Annotated in this window: 14 protein-coding genes and 2 tRNA genes; 9 read left to right on the top strand and 7 right to left on the bottom strand. The window is 33.5% G+C overall.

Annotated features, from left to right (window positions below; translation table 11 throughout):
- Positions 1-111 precede the first annotated feature (111 nt).
- Positions 112-1,227 carry a formylglycine-generating enzyme family protein gene (locus tag ACFFGA_RS04885; protein WP_386060456.1) on the top strand — a complete coding sequence of 372 codons (1,116 nt, stop codon included), beginning with the start codon at positions 112-114 and terminating at the stop codon, positions 1,225-1,227.
- Between the two features lie 40 nt (positions 1,228-1,267).
- Here the strand turns inward: ACFFGA_RS04885 and ACFFGA_RS04880 are convergent.
- The 3 genes from ACFFGA_RS04880 to mutS form a co-directional block, all read right to left on the bottom strand.
- A tRNA-Leu gene (locus tag ACFFGA_RS04880) sits at positions 1,268-1,352 on the bottom strand.
- Positions 1,353-1,395: 43 nt separating this feature from the next.
- A tRNA-Gly gene (locus tag ACFFGA_RS04875) sits at positions 1,396-1,467 on the bottom strand.
- Between the two features lie 95 nt (positions 1,468-1,562).
- Positions 1,563-4,175 carry a DNA mismatch repair protein MutS gene (gene mutS / locus ACFFGA_RS04870; RefSeq protein WP_386060453.1) on the bottom strand — a complete coding sequence of 871 codons (2,613 nt, stop codon included), beginning with the start codon at positions 4,173-4,175 and terminating at the stop codon, positions 1,563-1,565.
- Positions 4,176-4,389: 214 nt separating this feature from the next.
- Here mutS and ACFFGA_RS04865 point away from each other — a divergent pair, with 214 nt between their 5' ends.
- Together ACFFGA_RS04865 and ACFFGA_RS04860 are read left to right on the top strand one after the other, a co-directional pair.
- Complete coding sequence (locus ACFFGA_RS04865) at positions 4,390-4,929, top strand: RNA methyltransferase (protein WP_386060450.1); 540 nt, start codon at positions 4,390-4,392, stop codon at positions 4,927-4,929.
- 119 nt (positions 4,930-5,048) lie between these two features.
- Positions 5,049-5,708 carry a class I SAM-dependent methyltransferase gene (locus ACFFGA_RS04860; protein ID WP_386060447.1) on the top strand — a complete coding sequence of 220 codons (660 nt, stop codon included), beginning with the start codon at positions 5,049-5,051 and terminating at the stop codon, positions 5,706-5,708.
- A 43-nt stretch (positions 5,709-5,751) separates the two neighbouring features.
- Here the strand turns inward: ACFFGA_RS04860 and folK are convergent, their stop codons facing one another.
- Positions 5,752-6,879, bottom strand: a complete 1,128-nt coding sequence (folK, locus tag ACFFGA_RS04855; RefSeq protein WP_386060445.1) for a 2-amino-4-hydroxy-6-hydroxymethyldihydropteridine diphosphokinase — start codon at positions 6,877-6,879, stop codon at positions 5,752-5,754.
- A gap of 71 nt (positions 6,880-6,950) precedes the next feature.
- On the opposite strand from folK, the gene ACFFGA_RS04850 reads away from it, so the two are divergent.
- From ACFFGA_RS04850 to rpsU, 4 genes are all read left to right on the top strand, one after another.
- Positions 6,951-7,655, top strand: coding sequence for a queuosine precursor transporter (locus ACFFGA_RS04850; protein WP_386060442.1), 705 nt, complete (start codon positions 6,951-6,953; stop codon positions 7,653-7,655).
- Between the two features lie 109 nt (positions 7,656-7,764).
- Positions 7,765-10,419 carry an AsmA-like C-terminal region-containing protein gene (locus tag ACFFGA_RS04845; RefSeq protein WP_386060439.1) on the top strand — a complete coding sequence of 885 codons (2,655 nt, stop codon included), beginning with the start codon at positions 7,765-7,767 and terminating at the stop codon, positions 10,417-10,419.
- A gap of 115 nt (positions 10,420-10,534) precedes the next feature.
- Positions 10,535-11,398 carry a sigma-70 family RNA polymerase sigma factor gene (locus ACFFGA_RS04840; RefSeq protein WP_386060437.1) on the top strand — a complete coding sequence of 288 codons (864 nt, stop codon included), beginning with the start codon at positions 10,535-10,537 and terminating at the stop codon, positions 11,396-11,398.
- Positions 11,399-11,501: 103 nt separating this feature from the next.
- On the top strand, positions 11,502-11,696 hold the full coding sequence (gene rpsU, locus ACFFGA_RS04835; protein WP_386060435.1) for a 30S ribosomal protein S21: 195 nt from the start codon (positions 11,502-11,504) through the stop codon (positions 11,694-11,696).
- A 54-nt stretch (positions 11,697-11,750) separates the two neighbouring features.
- Here the strand turns inward: rpsU and ACFFGA_RS04830 are convergent, their stop codons facing one another.
- Positions 11,751-12,542 (bottom strand): DUF2797 domain-containing protein, encoded by a 792-nt coding sequence (locus ACFFGA_RS04830; protein WP_386060433.1) that lies wholly within the window; start codon positions 12,540-12,542, stop codon positions 11,751-11,753.
- A gap of 108 nt (positions 12,543-12,650) precedes the next feature.
- Between ACFFGA_RS04830 and ACFFGA_RS04825 the strand changes: the two genes are divergently transcribed.
- The gene (locus ACFFGA_RS04825; RefSeq protein WP_386060430.1) at positions 12,651-14,168 is read left to right on the top strand and encodes a GH3 auxin-responsive promoter family protein; all 1,518 of its coding nucleotides are present in this window, start codon (positions 12,651-12,653) and stop codon (positions 14,166-14,168) included.
- Between the two features lie 146 nt (positions 14,169-14,314).
- Positions 14,315-15,529 (top strand): hypothetical protein, encoded by a 1,215-nt coding sequence (locus ACFFGA_RS04820; protein ID WP_386060427.1) that lies wholly within the window; start codon positions 14,315-14,317, stop codon positions 15,527-15,529.
- Positions 15,530-15,797: 268 nt separating this feature from the next.
- On the opposite strand, the gene clpX is transcribed toward ACFFGA_RS04820, so the two are convergent.
- Both clpX and ACFFGA_RS04810 read right to left on the bottom strand, forming a co-directional pair.
- Complete coding sequence (gene clpX, locus ACFFGA_RS04815) at positions 15,798-17,030, bottom strand: ATP-dependent Clp protease ATP-binding subunit ClpX (RefSeq protein ID WP_386060424.1); 1,233 nt, start codon at positions 17,028-17,030, stop codon at positions 15,798-15,800.
- Positions 17,031-17,074: 44 nt separating this feature from the next.
- Entirely contained in the window at positions 17,075-17,749 is a 675-nt protein-coding gene (locus tag ACFFGA_RS04810; protein ID WP_386060422.1) for a ClpP family protease, read from the bottom strand.
- Positions 17,750-17,820: the final 71 nt, after the last annotated feature.

Raw genomic sequence — 17,820 nt, 5'->3', positions numbered from 1 at the left:
AAACAAACATATCCAAGTATAAGACAATAAATTAAAATTTAACTTCAATGTCTATATTTGTTGCGTTCAGTTCCTAAATGTAATTATTTTTTAATTAGTATTTTCTGTATTATGAAAACCAAGACTATATTATCAGGTTTATTTTTAATTTCACTATTTTTTTTCCAAAGTTGTAATGACGCTACAATCAAAAAAAATACAGAACAAAATAAAAATAATACTAATTCAAAAAAATATAAACCAATCACTCAAAAACCTTCAGATATCACAACACCTGAAGGAATGGTTTGGGTAGCAGGAAAAACGTTTTTACAAGGTGCAAAAGAAGGTGACAAATTTGCCATGATGCGCGAAAAACCAGCACATCTAGTTACTGTTGATGGATTCTTTATTGATATTACAGAAGTGACAAATAAACAATTTAAAGCATTTGTTGCCGCAACTGATTATGTCACTGTAGCTGAGCGTGAAATAGACTGGGAAGTAATGAAAAAAGAACTTCCTGAAGGAACGGCCAAACCACACGATTCTATCTTACAACCTGGCAGTCTTATTTTTAATAAAAACGTAAATGCTGTTGTTAGCATGCAAAATTACAGTCAGTGGTGGACGTGGAAAATTGGAGCAAATTGGAAACAACCTGAAGGGCCAAATAGTTCAATTGAAGGAAAAGATAATTACCCAGTTGTTCATATTGCTTATGAAGATGCCATTGCCTATTGCAAATGGGCTAATAGACGTTTGCCTACAGAAGCAGAATGGGAGGCCGCAGCCCAAGGCAATCAAACCGATAATATTTATACTTGGGGAAATAGCGCTAATGGCCTAGATGAAAGAGCCAACACTTGGCAAGGAGTTTTTCCTGTTAAAAACGAAAGTAGAGATGGTTTTGAATTTTTAGCACCAACGAAATCTTACGAAGCCAACGACATAGGTATTTACGATATGTTGGGTAATGTATGGGAAATTACTTCGGATTTATTTAACATCAATTACTACAAACAAATTGATAGCAAAAAAATATTAGTTAACCCAAAAGGTGCAGAAACATCTTATAGTCCAGACAATCCTTACCAAAAAGAAGTTGTAATGAAGGGCGGTTCCTTTTTGTGTCATGAATCCTATTGTGCTAGTTTTAGGATTTCTGCTCGAATGGGAATGAGTTTAGATTCAAGCTCTGACCATATAGGCTTCAGAACCGTTGCAACTGTAGATATGCTTAAATAAAAAAGGGACAAATCAAATAATTCTGATTTGTCCCTTAAAGTACTGAAGGCGGGACTTGAACCCGCACGGCCATAATGGCCATTGGATTTTAAGTCCAACGTGTCTACCAATTCCACCACTTCAGCATCAAGATTACGTCTTTGTAATCTAATTGGTATATTATAATAGAGCGAAAGATGGGATTTGAACCCACGACCTCCACCTTGGCAAGGTGATGCTCTACCCCTGAGCTACTTTCGCAGTTTTTAAAGAACTATTTCGCTGTAAAAGCGGATGCAAATTTAAAATAAATCTCATAAAAGCAAAGCCTTTTTTCAAAATAAATGGAATTTATTTTAAGCTTGTTTTTTCTTTACCAACATTCGCTTAATTTCATTAAGCTTCATCAAGGCTTCCACTGGTGTTAAAGTATCTATATCTGTATGCAATATTTCGTCCTTAATCTCTTCTAACAACGGATCGTCTAAATTAAAAAAGCTTAATTGCAAATCGTCCTTCAAGGTTTTTACCTTATCTGTTAACTCTTCACTAGAGTGTGATTTCTCAAGTTTTGATAAAATTTTATTTGCACGTCTTATTACTTGCTGAGGCATTCCTGCCATTTTCGCGACATGAATACCAAAACTATGTTCACTTCCTCCTTCGACTAATTTTCTAACAAAAAGCACATTATCCTTTAATTCTTTAACAGATACATTAAAATTCTTAATTCTACTGAAGGTTTCCGTCATTTCATTAAGCTCGTGATAATGCGTTGCAAAAAGCGTTTTAGGCTTTGCAGGATGCTCGTGTAAATATTCGCTAATGGCCCACGCAATAGAAATACCATCATAAGTACTGGTTCCTCTTCCTATTTCATCTAACAGCACCAAACTTCTCTCTGAGATATTATTAAGAATAGATGCTGTTTCGTTCATTTCTACCATAAAAGTAGATTCTCCCATAGAAATATTATCGCTGGCGCCAACACGCGTAAAAATCTTATCTACCAATCCTATTCTAGCTTCTTGCGCTGGCACAAAACTTCCTATTTGCGCTAAGAGCACAATTAAAGCCGTTTGTCTTAGAATAGCTGATTTACCAGACATATTAGGACCAGTAATCATTATAATTTGTTGCGAATCTCTATCTAAAAAAACATCATTTGCGATGTATGGTTCACCTATTGGCAATTGTTTTTCGATAACAGGATGACGACCATCTTTAATCTCTAAATCGAAGCTTTCATCCATCAGCGGATACGTATATTTATTTGCTTTTGCTAAACTTGCAAAACCACATAAACAATCTAACTGCCCTATAAGCTGCGCATTTTGCTGAACGGATTTTATAAACTGATGCATCCATGTCACTAATTCGGCAAACAGTTGCTGCTCTATTGCCAAAATACGTTCTTCAGCACCTAATATCTTTGCCTCATATTCTTTTAGCTCTTCGGTAATATAGCGCTCTGCATTGACAAGTGTTTGCTTACGAATCCATTCTTGCGGTACTTTATCTTTATGAGAATTTCTTACTTCAATATAATATCCAAACACATTGTTTGATGCAATTTTTAAAGATGTAATTCCTGTGCGTTCACTTTCGCGTTGCAACATATTGTCCAAGTAGGTTTTCCCAGATTGAGACAACCCTCTTAACTCATCTAATTCTGAAGAAAAACCTTCAGCTATAGTGTTTCCTTTTAACACATTAACCGGAGCTTCTTCATTTAGCGTTTGCTTTATTTTTTCACGAAGTAAATCACAACGGTGTAAATTATCTCCAAGAATTTTTAAGGCTTCATTTTCACAATTTTCGGCAACAGATTTTATTGGCACGATGGCTTCAAGTGAATTTTTAAGCTGAATTACCTCACGCGGACTTACTTTGGTCGTTGCAATTTTAGAGATTAAGCGCTCTATATCACCTATGTGTTTTATCTGACCTTGAATTTTTTGAAGTACCGTTTCATTATCCAGCAAATACTTCACTACCTCGTGACGCTGTTTTATTTTATCGGCATGTTTTAGCGGCAAGGCCAACCAACGCTTTAACGTCCTGCCTCCCATTGCTGAAATGGTCTTATCTATAACACTAATTAAAGTTACCGCATTAGCGTTTGTAGAATGGTAAAGCTCTAAATTCCGGATAGTGAACTTATCCATCCACACATAATCATCTGTAGCAATTCTAGAAATTGTTGTAATATGCTCTAACTTATTATGACGCGTTTCGCTTAAATAATGAAGCACAACACCTGAAGCAATAATTCCTTCGTACAAATCATCAATTCCGTAACCTTTTAATGTTTTTGTATTGAAATGTTTCGTCAAGGTTTCATTGGCATAATCGGCTTGAAACACCCAATCTTCCAAATAGAAAGTGTGAAAATCATTTCCGAAGGTTTCGGTGAAAGCTTTACGGCTTTGCTTGGATATTAAAACCTCACTTGGGTTAAAGTTTTGAAGCAATTTATCTATATACTCAGCATTACCTTGAGAAGTTAAAAACTCGCCTGTTGAAATATCTAAAAATGAAATTCCTATATATTTTTTATCAAAGTAAACGGCTGCTAAAAAGTTATTAGATTTAGAGTGTAATATATCATCATTTAATGCCACTCCAGGTGTTACCAATTCTGTTACACCTCTTTTAACAATGGTTTTTGTTTGTTTTGGATCTTCTAACTGATCGCAAATAGCAACACGCTCACCAGCTCTTACTAATTTTGGCAAATAGGTGTTTAATGAGTGATGTGGAAAACCAGCCAACTCAGTTTCGCTGTCACTTCCAGCACCTCTTTTGGTCAGAATTATATCTAAAATTTTCGAGGCCTTAACAGCATCGCTACCAAAGGTTTCGTAAAAATCACCTACTCTAAACAATAATAATGCATCAGGATACTTTGCCTTTATGGCATTGTACTGCTTCATTAATGGTGTTTCTTTTTTTGCCTTTTTAGCCAAGAGATTTATGTATTTTTGTTGAAATTGTAAGAGTGCTAATTTACTTATAATTTGAGGTTTTTTGAAGCCCAAAAGGTATAAGTTATTTACAAGTGTTGATAATTTTTAAAATTTGAATCGTCATTACGAGCGAAATAAAATGAAGCGCGGTAATCTTTTCAATTGAATGAGAGATTGCCACGTCCTACGTCCTCGCAATGACAATCATTATAATATGACAAGAAAACTAAAAAACGAAGAATTAGACCGACTAGAAATTTCAGAGTTTAAAGCAGCTGAGAAGTCACCAATTATCATTGTTTTAGACAATATTAGAAGTCTAAATAATATTGGCTCAGTTTTTAGAACGAGTGATGCCTTTTTAATAGAAAAAATTTACCTCTGTGGAATTACGGCTCAACCTCCACACAATGATATTCGTAAAACAGCTTTAGGAAGTACAGAAACTGTAGAGTGGGAATATACCGAAAACACGCTTGATGCTATTGAAAAACTAAAAGCTGAAGGCGTACAGATTTGCGCAATAGAACAAGCTGAAAACGCAACTATGCTGAATGACTTTACACCTCAACCAAACACAAAATACGCATTTGTTTTTGGCAACGAAGTAAAAGGTGTAGCTCAAAATGTGGTTAATGTGAGTGATGTAGTCATTGAGATTCCGCAATTTGGCACCAAACACTCTTTGAATATTTCTGTGAGTTGTGGTGTTGTGGTTTGGGATGTGTATAGCAAGATGAAAAAGCCCATCTAAATCTTCCCAGAGGGAAGACTTTTTAATAACGCTGTCATTCCTGCGTAGGCAGGAATCTACATAGTTTAATTAAGTGCAAATTCTAATGGATTCCTGCCTACGCAGGAATGACAAAAGAAATGAAAAAGAAATCAAAAAAAACACCTTGGCCAACAAAAGACGTTATGCGTCAGATTTACGAAAAGCATTTTTGGGGCGGAAAGGCATTTGATTTTTATTCTGGTGAAGGTTCTCACACCCCAGAAATCATTCAACCTTACATTGCATCTGTTTCAGATTTTCTAAGCGCTCACAATAAAGCATTAACAGTTTGCGATTTGGGTTGTGGTGATTTTAACGTTGGAAAACACCTTACCAAACACACCAAAACATATATTGCTATAGATATTGTTGAATCTCTTATTGAACGAAATAAAACGCTTTTTAAAGAAGACAACCTAGAGTTTCGATGCTTAGACATTGTTGAGGATGAACTTCCTCAAGCAGATTGTATTATTTTAAGACAAGTGCTTCAACACATATCAAATTCTGAAATTCTACAACTAATTCAAAAGCTTATAAATTATAAATACATCATTCTCACTGAGCATTTACCAGTTGGAAACTTTGAGCCCAATAAAGATAAAATTACGAGTCAAGGTATTCGACTAAAACAACAAAGTGGTGTTGATATTTTGGCTGAGCCTTTCAACCTAAAAGTAAAGTCGGCTAAAGTTTTACATGAAATTATTCTTAACGAGAAAAAGGGGCGAATTGTAACGATGCTTTACAGATTGTAAATGCTAAAGATGAGATTCTGAAACAAGTTCAGAATGACAAAAACTAAGCACTAATCTCATTCAACAACCACAAATAATCTTCACGATTTTTTACAAAATCACGCTCGGAAATATCAATGATTTTCACGTTTAATTCTGTTTGCGATTTTAAAAATTCAAGATATCCTGAATTGATTTTTTCTAAGTAATCGTCTTTAATATCCTTTTCATATTTACGCCCACGTTTTTTAATATTGGCTTGCAATCGCTCAGTATTTTGATAGAGATAAACGTACAAATCTGGTCTGGCAATATCCTTGTATACTTGGTAGAATAATTTTCGGTATAATCTAAACTCATCTTCAGGCAAAGTAACCTTAGAAAACACTAACGATTTGTGTACATCATAATCGCTCACCATAAAATCTTTAAACAGATCTAACTGCGATAAATCATCTGAAATTTGCTGGTAACGATCAGCCAAAAACGACATTTCTAAAGTAAAAGCATAACGTTCTGGCTCCTTATAAAACTTTGGTAAAAAGGGATTATCAGCAAAACGTTCTAAAATTAACTTCGCATTAAAATCATGAGCAATTTTATTGGCTAAACTCGTTTTTCCGGCACCAATATTTCCTTCAATTGCTATGAAATTATAATTGCTAAAATTGAAACTCTTCTTAGGGTTTTTCAACCAAATTTTAATGGGTTCTATTGCAGATTTATCTTTGCATTCGGCAAGTAAAATCTCAACAGTTTTCTTAAAAACAGGATGTTCTGCATCTTTTGCAACATCCAATAATGGTTGTAAGACAAACTTACGCAGATGTAATCCAGGATGTGGAATTATCAACGATTTTTCATTAACAATTTCACTGTCATAAAACAGAATATCTAAATCTATTTCACGCGACTCATAACCTTTACCTGTTTTTTCAGCTCTTCCTAATTGTAGTTCTATAGATTGTAATTGCTTTAAAAGGTTTTTGGGCTTTAATTCAGTTTCAACCTTAATACAAGCGTTATAAAAATCATCACCTTCAAAACCAAAAGCTGGTGTTTCATAGACTTTAGAAATCTTATTTACAGCACCAATTTTTTCAAAAATAGCATCAATTGCCAATTGCAAATACTGCAATTTATTGCCTTTGTTACTACCTAATGCTATATAAACTGTTTTGGCTAATTTCATCGAAGCAACAAAATAACTAAAACAAATTTTATTACTTTATCTTTACTCAAACTATTTATTAACCATTTTTAATGCCATTAAAAGACAAGCTTTTAGCACAACGTATCTATCTCTTATTAGGAGCCCTTTTTATTACATCGTTAGTAGTTTCTAATCTTATATTTCAAAAGTTCTTTTATTGGTATCCCTTAGATTTAGAAATATTTGGCTCTAAACTATTTGAGATTTCGGTTGGTATTTTACCTTATCCTATAACTTTCTTAATTACAGATTTAATTAGTGAAATTTATGGCAAAAAACGTGCAAATGATGTTGTCGTTGTTGGTATTTTTGCTTCACTTTTTTCTTTACTCATCATATACACAGGCTCACAAGTTCCTGCTACATCATGGTCCTACGTGGATGATAAAATGTTTAATACCGTTTTTGGCAATTCAGCCATTGCGGTATTTGCAAGTATGCTCACTTATTTGTTTGCACAGTTTGTAGATATTCAAATATACCATTTCTGGAAACGCTTAACCAAAGGCAAGCATTTATGGCTACGTAATAATTTTTCCACTTGGTTTTCTCAATTTGTTGACACCTTTACTATTGTCTTTTTGCTCTGTTCTTTTGGCATTATAGATTGGGCAAACTTTAAAGGTTTATTAATTAGTGGGTTTCTTTTTAAAGTCATCGTAGCAGCATTAGACACTCCTTTTCTTTACTTAGGAGTTTATCTTTTTAGAAGACGGTTTAAGTTAAAAATTAATGAAGAAATTGATTTACTCTAACGGTTACTAAATCATTAAAGTCTTCTTAAAGTTTAGTAAAATAACAACTATTCTGCTGACTTTTGCGTATAATATATAGAAGCTATTTTAAAACCATACAACCATAATTATGAAGAAGATTTTCAAAATCATTGGAATTATATTACTTATTTTCATTGCTGTTCTTATTGCTATTCCGTTTGTTCTAGAGTCTAAAATAGATGCTATAGTTCAGAACTACGCAGATGAAAATCTAAATGCCGATTTGAGTTTTGATGATATAAGCCTAAGTTTAATTAGCAGCTTTCCAAAAGCCGAAGTCAATGTTGATAATTTAAAAATAACCAACAGATTACCATTTGAAGGCGAAACACTAGCCACAGCAAAATCAATAGCTTTTGAAATGCCTCTTAGCGAACTGTTTAAAGGCACCGAAGAACCTCTAATTATCAATGAAATTATAGCAGACGAGTTGCTATTAACCATAAAAACCAATAAGAACGGTACAGCCAACTATGACATAGTTAAAGAAAAAGAAAGTAATAACAAAGTTGCGGATACGGCATCTAGCGGTTTTAGCTTTGATTTAAAAAATTACGAATTAAACAATAGCGCTTTTACGTACATCGACGAAAAGGCAAACACTAAAATTTATGCTACAGAAATCAACCATAAAGGAAAAGGTATTTTCTCTGGTGAACTTTCTGAACTCGACACCAATACCGAAGCAAAAATTAGCATGTCTATTGACAGCACCGAGTACTTAACTAATAATATTATAAAACTAGATGCATTAATAGACCTTGATCTTGAAAACCAAAAATACACGTTCAAGGACAACAAAGGCTACATTAACGCACTTCCTTTAGAGTTTCAAGGTTTTGTACAAATGGTTGAAGAAGGACAGCAGGTAGATATTAGTTTTAAAAACCCAGAATCGTCCTTTAAAGATTTTCTTGCTGTTATCCCAAAAGCCTATGCTAAAAATATAGAAAACGTAACTACCACAGGAAACTTTACAGTAAACGGTATTATAAAAGGGTTGGTTTCTGAAGAGACAATTCCGACCTTAGATATCAATATGCAATCTAACAACGCTTCATTTAAATATCCTGATTTACCAAAAAGCGTCACCAATATTATGATTGATGCTTCTGTAAAGAACACAACAGGTAATGCTGATGATACATTTTTAGACATTAATAAATTAGATTTTAAAATAGATGAAGACGTCTTTAAATCTGAAGCACATATTAAAAACCTAACTGGGAATATGTTAGTAAATGCCAACTTAGATGGTGTTTTAAACTTAGCTAACATCACCAAAGCCTATCCTATTGAATTAGAAAATGAATTGAGTGGTATTTTGAAAGGAAAACTAAATACTGCTTTTGATATGGATGCTATTGAAACCAATGCTTACCAACGTATTAAGAACAATGGTAGTGTATCTATAACCAATTTTATTTTTTCATCTGAAGATATTGTAAATCCAATTCAAATAAATAAAGCCGATTTAACCTTTAAACCAGGAACGGTAAGCCTAAATAGCTTTGATGCTTTAACAGGGAAAAGTGATTTTTCTGCTACAGGAACTATTAATAACTTGCTAGGGTTTTTATTGAGTGATAAAAAATTACAAGGTAATTTTAATGTTAGTTCTAATACGTTTGCCATTGCAGACTTTATGGTTGAGAACGAAACGGCTACAGACTCATCTAATAAAACAACATCTGCGGAAGAATCGTTAAAAATTCCGGATTTCTTAGATTGTACGATTACAGCCAATGCAAAAACTGTTATTTACGATAATTTAAATCTAAAAAACGTAAAAGGCGAGTTGCTAATAAAAGATCAAAACGCCAACCTAAAAAACATGACCACAGATTTGTTTAACGGGCAACTTGGTATTTCTGGTAACGTTTCTACAAAAGAAGCCAAACCAAAATTTGATATGAAGTTGGCGATGCAACAATTTGACATTTCGCAATCATTCAAAGATTTAGAAATGCTAAAAGTTTTAGCTCCAATTGCCAAAGTGGTTCAAGGAAAATTAAACTCTACAATTGATGTTAGTGGATTGTTGGATGAAAATTTCTCTCCAGATTTGGCAACAATTACTGGTAGTGCTCTTGCAGAAATATTAACTTCTAATATCGATGTTAGTAAAAGTCCATTACTTTCTGGCTTAGACAGCAAATTGAATTTTATAAATTTTAAAGACCTACAAAAAGACATTACAACCAAATTGAGTTTTGAAAACGGACAAGTTTCAGTAAAACCATTTACTATAAAATATAAAGATATTCCTATTGAAGTCTCGGGTACACATAGTTTTTCTAATAAGATGCAGTATAGTGCAACGCTTCAAGTTCCAGCAAAATATTTAGGATCTGACGTTAACCGTTTAATAGGAAAAATAAACGATCCTGAGGTTGAAAAAATCACGATTCCAGTTACGGCAAATATTGGCGGTACTTTTTCTAGCCCACAAATAACGACAGATTTAACAAGTGGTGTTTCTAACCTTACCAAACAATTAGTAGAAATTGAAAAACAAAAATTAATTGGTAAAGGAAAAGACAAAATCAAGGATTTATTAGGTGGTATTGTTGGTGGCAATTCTAATACTACAAAAACAGATTCTACCACAACTAAAACAGATAGCACCAAAACAAATGCTAATGATAAAATCAAAGAAGGAGTAAAAGATGTTTTAGGTGATTTGTTTGGCGGAAAGAAAAATAGCAAAGACAAAAAAGCTCAGGATTCGACCAAAATTTGATAAATTTTGAGCAAAAACCGCATATTTTTGCCAATTTCTGTTAATTATTTCCTATTTCCTTGCTTTTCTAAATAATTCCGTTATAATGTAGGTTCACTAAATTTAAAAAGGATACATGAGGCAATTAAAAATCACCAAGCAAGTTACCAATAGAGAAGATAAGTCTTTAGACAAATATCTTCAAGATATCAGTAAAATTCCGTTAATAACAGCAGAAGAAGAGGTAGAATTGGCTCAACTTATAAAAAAAGGTGATCAAGCTGCATTAGATAAATTAACTACAGCAAATTTAAGATTTGTTGTTTCAGTTGCTAAGCAATATCAAAATCAAGGTTTAAAATTACCAGATTTAATTAATGAAGGTAATGCTGGTTTAGTTAAAGCCGCCAAGCGTTTTGATGAAACTAGAGGTTTCAAATTTATTTCTTATGCTGTTTGGTGGATTAGACAAGCCATACTTCAAGCTTTAGCAGAACAATCTCGTATAGTGCGTTTACCATTAAATAAAATTGGCACTATAAATAAGATTAATAAAGCTTTTTCGCATTTAGAGCAACTACATCAAAGACCACCAAATGCAGAAGAGGTGGCACGAGAATTGGATATAAGTGTTCGTGAAGTAAAGCAATCGATGAAAAATTCTGGACGTCATTTATCGATGGATGCACCATTAAAAGATGGGGAAACCTTTAGTCTTTATGATGTTGTAAGTTCTGGCGAATCACCTAGACCTGATAAAAACTTAATGAAAGAGTCCTTAAATTTAGAGGTTGAGCGTGCATTAGAAACGCTTACGCAAAAGGAAAGTGATGTTATTCGTTTAAATTTTGGTATTGGAGATCAACCACCTATGACATTAGAAGAAATAGGAAGTATTTACGACCTTACAAGAGAGCGTGTTAGACAAATTAGAGAGAAAGGTATTAGAAGATTAAGACACGCAAGTAAGAGCAAAATTTTAAAAACCTATTTAGGATAAAAAAATAATCTCTAAAACGAACATTTAATTTTTTATTTTCAAATAGTTGCCATATATTTGCCGACCATTTGCAAGAATTAGATAACAAAAATATATCGATATAATGATTAAAATCGAAATCAAAGAAGGAGAAAATATAGAACGTGCTCTAAAACGTTACAAGCGTAAACACAGAAATGTGCAAATTATGCAAAACCTTAGAGAATCTCGTTATTTCACTAAGCCTTCAGTAAAAAGAAGAAGAGAAATTCAAAAAGCTGAATACATTCAAAGTTTAAGAGACGCTGAAAACGTATAGACTTTTTATATAAAGTATATAAAGAGCAACAGAGATGTTGCTCTTTTTTTATTGCTATACATTTAGCTCTATCACCAAGCCTTCATTTGCTCTGACATTGAAAACCGTCTGGTCTTCAAAAATAAGGTACTGCCCTTTTATACCTACCAAATTACCAGCATAACTAATCTGCTTTTCCAAATTCAAACTTTTTGGCTTTAAAGGATATTGTACTACAGGGAAATGCAAATGGGTTTCAGAGTTATTTTCAATAAAATAGTCTTTAGCCTCTTCTGGTATATGCTGTTTTAAATTCTGTCGCCACTCTAATAAATTCTCGTCTGTAACATCATTTTTCAGCATATTGCGCCAATTGGTTTTGTCTGCTACGTAATCCTTTAAAGCGACTTCAGTAATACCAGCCAAATAGCGATTAGGCACTTCAACAATCTCTATGGCTTCGTGCGCACCTTGGTCTATCCAACGTGTTGGTACTTGACTTTTTCGTGTAACACCAACTTTTACGTTACTAGAATTAGCCAAATACACAATATGAGGTTGTAATTGCACTTTCTTTTCGTATTCCAAATCGCGATCTTCCTTGCCCAAATGTGCAGTACTCAACTCTGGACGCATAATCCAATCACCAGCTACTGGCTTATCAAAAAAACAGGTTTTACAAAATCCTTGTCTATAAATTGGCCTATCTAACCCACAGCTTAAGCATTGGTGTCCAACGAGTTTCATTTCAATTGGTTTATTCAACAATTGGTTCATGTGAATAAAATCATTTTCAAAAACCAGATAGTATTGAATTGGCTCTAAAAACTCTGTTTGCATTTTAGTGAGGACACCTTGATAAATCATAGAAGAAATTTAGTAAATTTAACTTTTCAAATTTAGAAAAACTAAACCTAAAAATAAGTAAAACGAATAATTGCCTAATGCCGTTTATCGGTTAAAGATAGCTAATCCATGCCAATTCCTATAGTAAATTCCATTGCTTCCTGGTTTTTAAAAAAACGATTCCATCAGATTGAATTGTTTTTAAAATACCCAAACGAAGTACAGAACGAATTACTTTTCAGCCTCTTAAAAATTGCAAAAGACACAGAAATTGGCAAACAATACGATTTTGCTTCTATAAAATCCTACGAAGATTTTAACGAACGTCTTCCTGTCGTTAACTATGAAGCTATTCAACCAATAATTGAGCGCTCAAGAAATGGCGAACAGAATATCTATTGGCCTAGACCTATTAAATGGTTTGCAAAATCTAGTGGTACTACCAATGCAAAAAGTAAATTTATACCTGTAAGCACAGAGTCGTTAGAAGATTGCCATTATGCAGCAAGTAAAGATTTACTCTGCATGTACCTTAATAATAATGAAGATTCGCAACTATTTACAGGCAAGAGTTTAAGACTTGGTGGCAGCAAAGAGCTTTACAGGGAAAACGGAACTGTATTTGGAGACCTAAGCGCCATATTAATTGACAATATGCCATTTTGGGCTGAGTTTAGCAGTACTCCGAGCAGTAAAGTATCTTTAATGAGCGAATGGGAAACTAAAATGCAAGCCATAGTTGAAGAAACCATTAACGAAAATGTAACGAGCTTGGCTGGTGTGCCTTCATGGATGTTAGTATTACTAAATAATGTTATAGAAAAAACAGGAAAAGATAACCTCTTTGATATCTGGCCTAATCTCGAAGTGTATTTTCATGGTGGAGTAAGTTTCAATCCCTACATAGAACAATACCGAGCAATTCTGCCTAGAAAAAGTTTCAAATACTATGAAATTTACAATGCTTCTGAAGGCTTTTTTGCCATACAAGATCAAAATCATTCTAGCGAATTGTTATTAATGCTAGACTATGGTATTTTCTATGAATTTATCCCAATGGATACTTACGGCACTGAAAACCAGAAAGTCATTCCATTAAGTGAGGTGCAACTCAACACCAATTATGCCGTTATAATTACCACAAATGCTGGACTTTGGCGTTATAAAATTGGAGATACCATTAGGTTTACAAGTTTAAACCCTCACAGAATTAAAGTATCTGGAAGAACCAAACACCACATCAATGCGTTTGGTGAAGAACTCATTATTGAGAATGCTGAGGATGCACTTAAAAAAGTCTGCAAACGAACCTCAGCAGAAATTGTGGACTACACAGCTGCACCTATTTTTATGGAAGGAAAAGAAAAAGGTGCTCACGAATGGATTATTGAGTTTAAGACACCTCCTGAAAACATGTCTTATTTTGAAGAATTATTTGACAACGCGCTCAAAGCTTTAAATTCTGATTACGAAGCCAAGCGTTATAATAATATGACCCTAAACAAACCTAAAATTCATTGTGCTAGAACCAACTTATTCTACGATTGGTTGAGAGACAATAATAAACTTGGTGGACAACATAAAGTACCTCGATTATCTAACTCAAGAGACTATGTTGAAGAACTTTTACGCTTAAATAACGTATAAAAAGCCTTTCCTTCATCGATAAAATTGGTATTCACCTATTGAATTGTCGGAAAAAAGCGTGTCTTATCTAAAAAACACAACAAAAACGTTCGGCTAATGATAGTGGTAGTAATTTGCTATTGCTATTAATCCATTATCCCTACGTTATGAAATCTACGATTCACTTGCTGTTTACAGCATTTATGTTTTGTGCTTATACTTCTTTAAACACAACAGATCCAGTAAAAAAGACCAAACGCGATGACCTCAATAAAAGTGGTTATACTTACGCTGTTAATGTCTCTAAAATCAATTCAAAATATTCTGAAATTGCCAGTGGTACATTTAGGAATAGATTGGTAATTGTTTCTTCAAAAAAAATAGGTGCTTTAGGCAATGGTGTAGATCCTATTACCAATGAACCTTTTACAGATTTATTTTGTACAAGTATCAATAGTTATGGAGAGCTTTCGCAACCTCTATTATTTAGTAGAATAATAAATACTAAAGACAATGAAGGACAAGTCGCTTTTTCGCCAAATGAATACACGATGTATTATACACGTAGTCAGCGCACCAATTCATCAAACTATAAATTATTTAAAGCTGAACTGGAAAAAGACTCCTATGGTAATTGGATAAATGAGTTAGAATTAGCCATTAGCAGTGATGATTACTCTATAGAGAATCCTCATGTTTCCAATGATGGTGCATATTTATACTTTTCTTCAAATATGAAAGGGGGTTTTGGTGGTTTTGATATTTATAAAGCTCCAATCAATGACGATGGAAGTTTGGGTACACCTGAAAATTTAGGCAATACCATTAACACCTCTAGTGATGAGAAATATCCTCATACAACAAAAGATGGCAAAGAACTCTTTTTCTCATCTAAAGGGCATAATAGTATTGGTGGCTTTGATATATTTATTTCAAACATTATCAATAACGATTACAAAAGCCCAAGAAACTTAGGTCATAATATAAACTCTGACAAAGATGAAATTGCTTTTATATTCTTAGACAATGAAAAAGGGGTTTTCTCTTCTAATAAGAACAACGAACACAATGCTTTTAATTTATATAGGTTTAAGTCTAGAGCTATCTATCAAGAACTTAAAGGCATCGTAATAACTGAAGAAGATAAAATATTGCCAAATGCTACAGTTGTACTATTAAATAGTGAAGGGCAAGAACTAGAGCGACAAATTACGAGTAAAGATGCTTCTTACAGTTTTAAGATAAAGGCTTATGAGGATTATCAACTTGTAGTAATTAAAGAAGGTTTTAAAGACTATACGTTAAAATTTCAATCTGAAGAAACGCAACTAAAAGCCATTTTAAAGTTGTCTTCAAAAGTAAGTTATAATCAAAAACATTAACGATTACCATTTACCGTTAAAAATGGCATTGTGTTTTCATATATCGAGATTTCAAATGCCTTTAGCCAATAAATAATTAAAATGTGACTTACATTAAATCTTGACTCTATATTAGCAGTAAATAAATGTGCTATTAATTTTATTTAACCCTTAATTAAATAACTCTAAATATATTGCATGCAATATTAAGTTAATCAATCCTAACACAAAAAACCACAATTTCACTATTAGAAATTGTGGTTTTTTTTATTCTATTAAGGTTAAAGTTTTAAGACACAGCCTTCAACTTCTTCAAGGTAGATTTAGACAACCTATCTTCTGCATAGGCTTTGGTGACGTTAAGCTTTGTTTCACCAGAGCCAGGTAAATCAAACATGGCTTCAGTTAATATCTCTTCGCAAAGCGAGCGCAAACCACGAGCACCTAACTTATATTCTACGGCTTTTTCTACAATGTAGTTTAATGCACCTTCAGTTATTGTAAACTCAACCTCATCCATGGCAAACAACTTTTTGTATTGTTTTATGATGGCATTTTTTGGTTCGGTTAAAATAGCTCTTAAGGTATCCGCATCTAATGGATCCATGTGAGTTAGCACTGGCAAACGACCAATAATTTCTGGTATTAATCCAAAGTCTTTTAAGTCTTTTGGTATAATGTACTGCAGAATATTATCGCTATCTATATTATCATCAGAATTGATGGAACTGTATCCAATGGCTTGCATGTTTAAGCGTTTTGTAATAACACGCTCTATACCATCAAAAGCTCCACCTGCAATAAATAAGATATGTTCTGTATTTACTTCTATGAATTTTTGGTCTGGATGCTTACGTCCTCCTTTTGGCGGCACATTAACAACAGTCCCTTCCAAAAGTTTTAACAATGCTTGCTGAACTCCTTCACCAGAGACATCTCTGGTAATTGATGGATTATCACTTTTGCGCGCAATCTTATCAATCTCGTCTATAAAGACAATACCTCTTTGTGCTTTCTCTAAGTTATAATCAGCAGCCTGTAATAAGCGTGTTAAAATACTTTCAACATCTTCGCCAACATAACCTGCTTCTGTTAATACAGTGGCATCAACAATTGCCAATGGTACATTCAACATTCTGGCAACAGTTTTTGCCATTAATGTTTTACCAGTACCTGTTTGCCCAACCATAATGATATTACTTTTTTGTATTTCAATATCATCATCAGATGGTGGTTGCAATAATCGTTTGTAGTGATTATATACCGCAACAGACATTACACGCTTTGTGTATTCCTGCCCAATAATATATTCGTCCAAAAACGTCTTAATTTCTTTTGGCTTTCTTAGCATTAATTCAGCACTTAACTCTGAATTACCTGTTTGCTTAGATTCTTCAATAACAATACCATGAGCCTGCTCTATACAACGATCGCATATATGCGCATCTAAACCTGCTATAAGTAAATTTGTTTCTGGCTTTTTCCTACCACAAAATGAACATTCTAATTCTTCTTTTGCCATAATCTTAGTTCTAAATTTAGGGTTTTAGTCGTTAGTGAGAATAATTACTTGCGTTCTAAAACCTCATCAATCATTCCGTATTCTAAAGCTTCTTGAGAACGCATCCAATAATCTCTGTCAGAATCTTTCTCTACTTGCTCTATTGTTTGACCAGAATGCTTGGCAATAACTGCGTATAATTCTTCTTTAACTCTTATCGTTTCTTTTAATGCAATTTGCATATCGCTTAACTGCCCTTGCGTACCACTACTTACTTGGTGAATCATTACACGAGAGTGTTTTAATGCAGAACGTTTTCCTTTTTCGCCAGCACATAATAATACGGCTGCCATTGACGCAGCAATACCTGTACAAATTGTAGCTACATCTGGCTTTACAAATTGCATAGTATCATAAATACCCAAACCAGCATAAACACTTCCGCCTGGAGAATTTATATATATCTGAATATCCTTAGAAGCATCTGTACTCTGTAAGAATAACAATTGTGCTTGGATAATATTAGCAACATGATCGTTTACTCCTGTACCTAAGAAAATAATACGATCCATCATTAAACGTGAAAATACATCAAATACAGCGATGTTCATTTGACGCTCTTCAATAATGTTTGGAGTCATGTTTGATGGGTACATGCTCTCTATAATCTTACTGTAATAGTTGCTGTTAATGCCTTGATCTTTTATGGCGAACTTTTCAAATTCTTTTCCGTAATCCATTTAGTTTTTAATCCTTTTTAATTAATGAAATTGTTAGTGCTTTTTCTAATGAGATCCTGAAATACTGAAAC

Source organism: Winogradskyella pulchriflava, assembly GCF_042434315.1.
GTDB lineage: Bacteria > Bacteroidota > Bacteroidia > Flavobacteriales > Flavobacteriaceae > Winogradskyella > Winogradskyella pulchriflava.
This window is presented reverse-complemented; position numbering and strand designations above follow the sequence as displayed.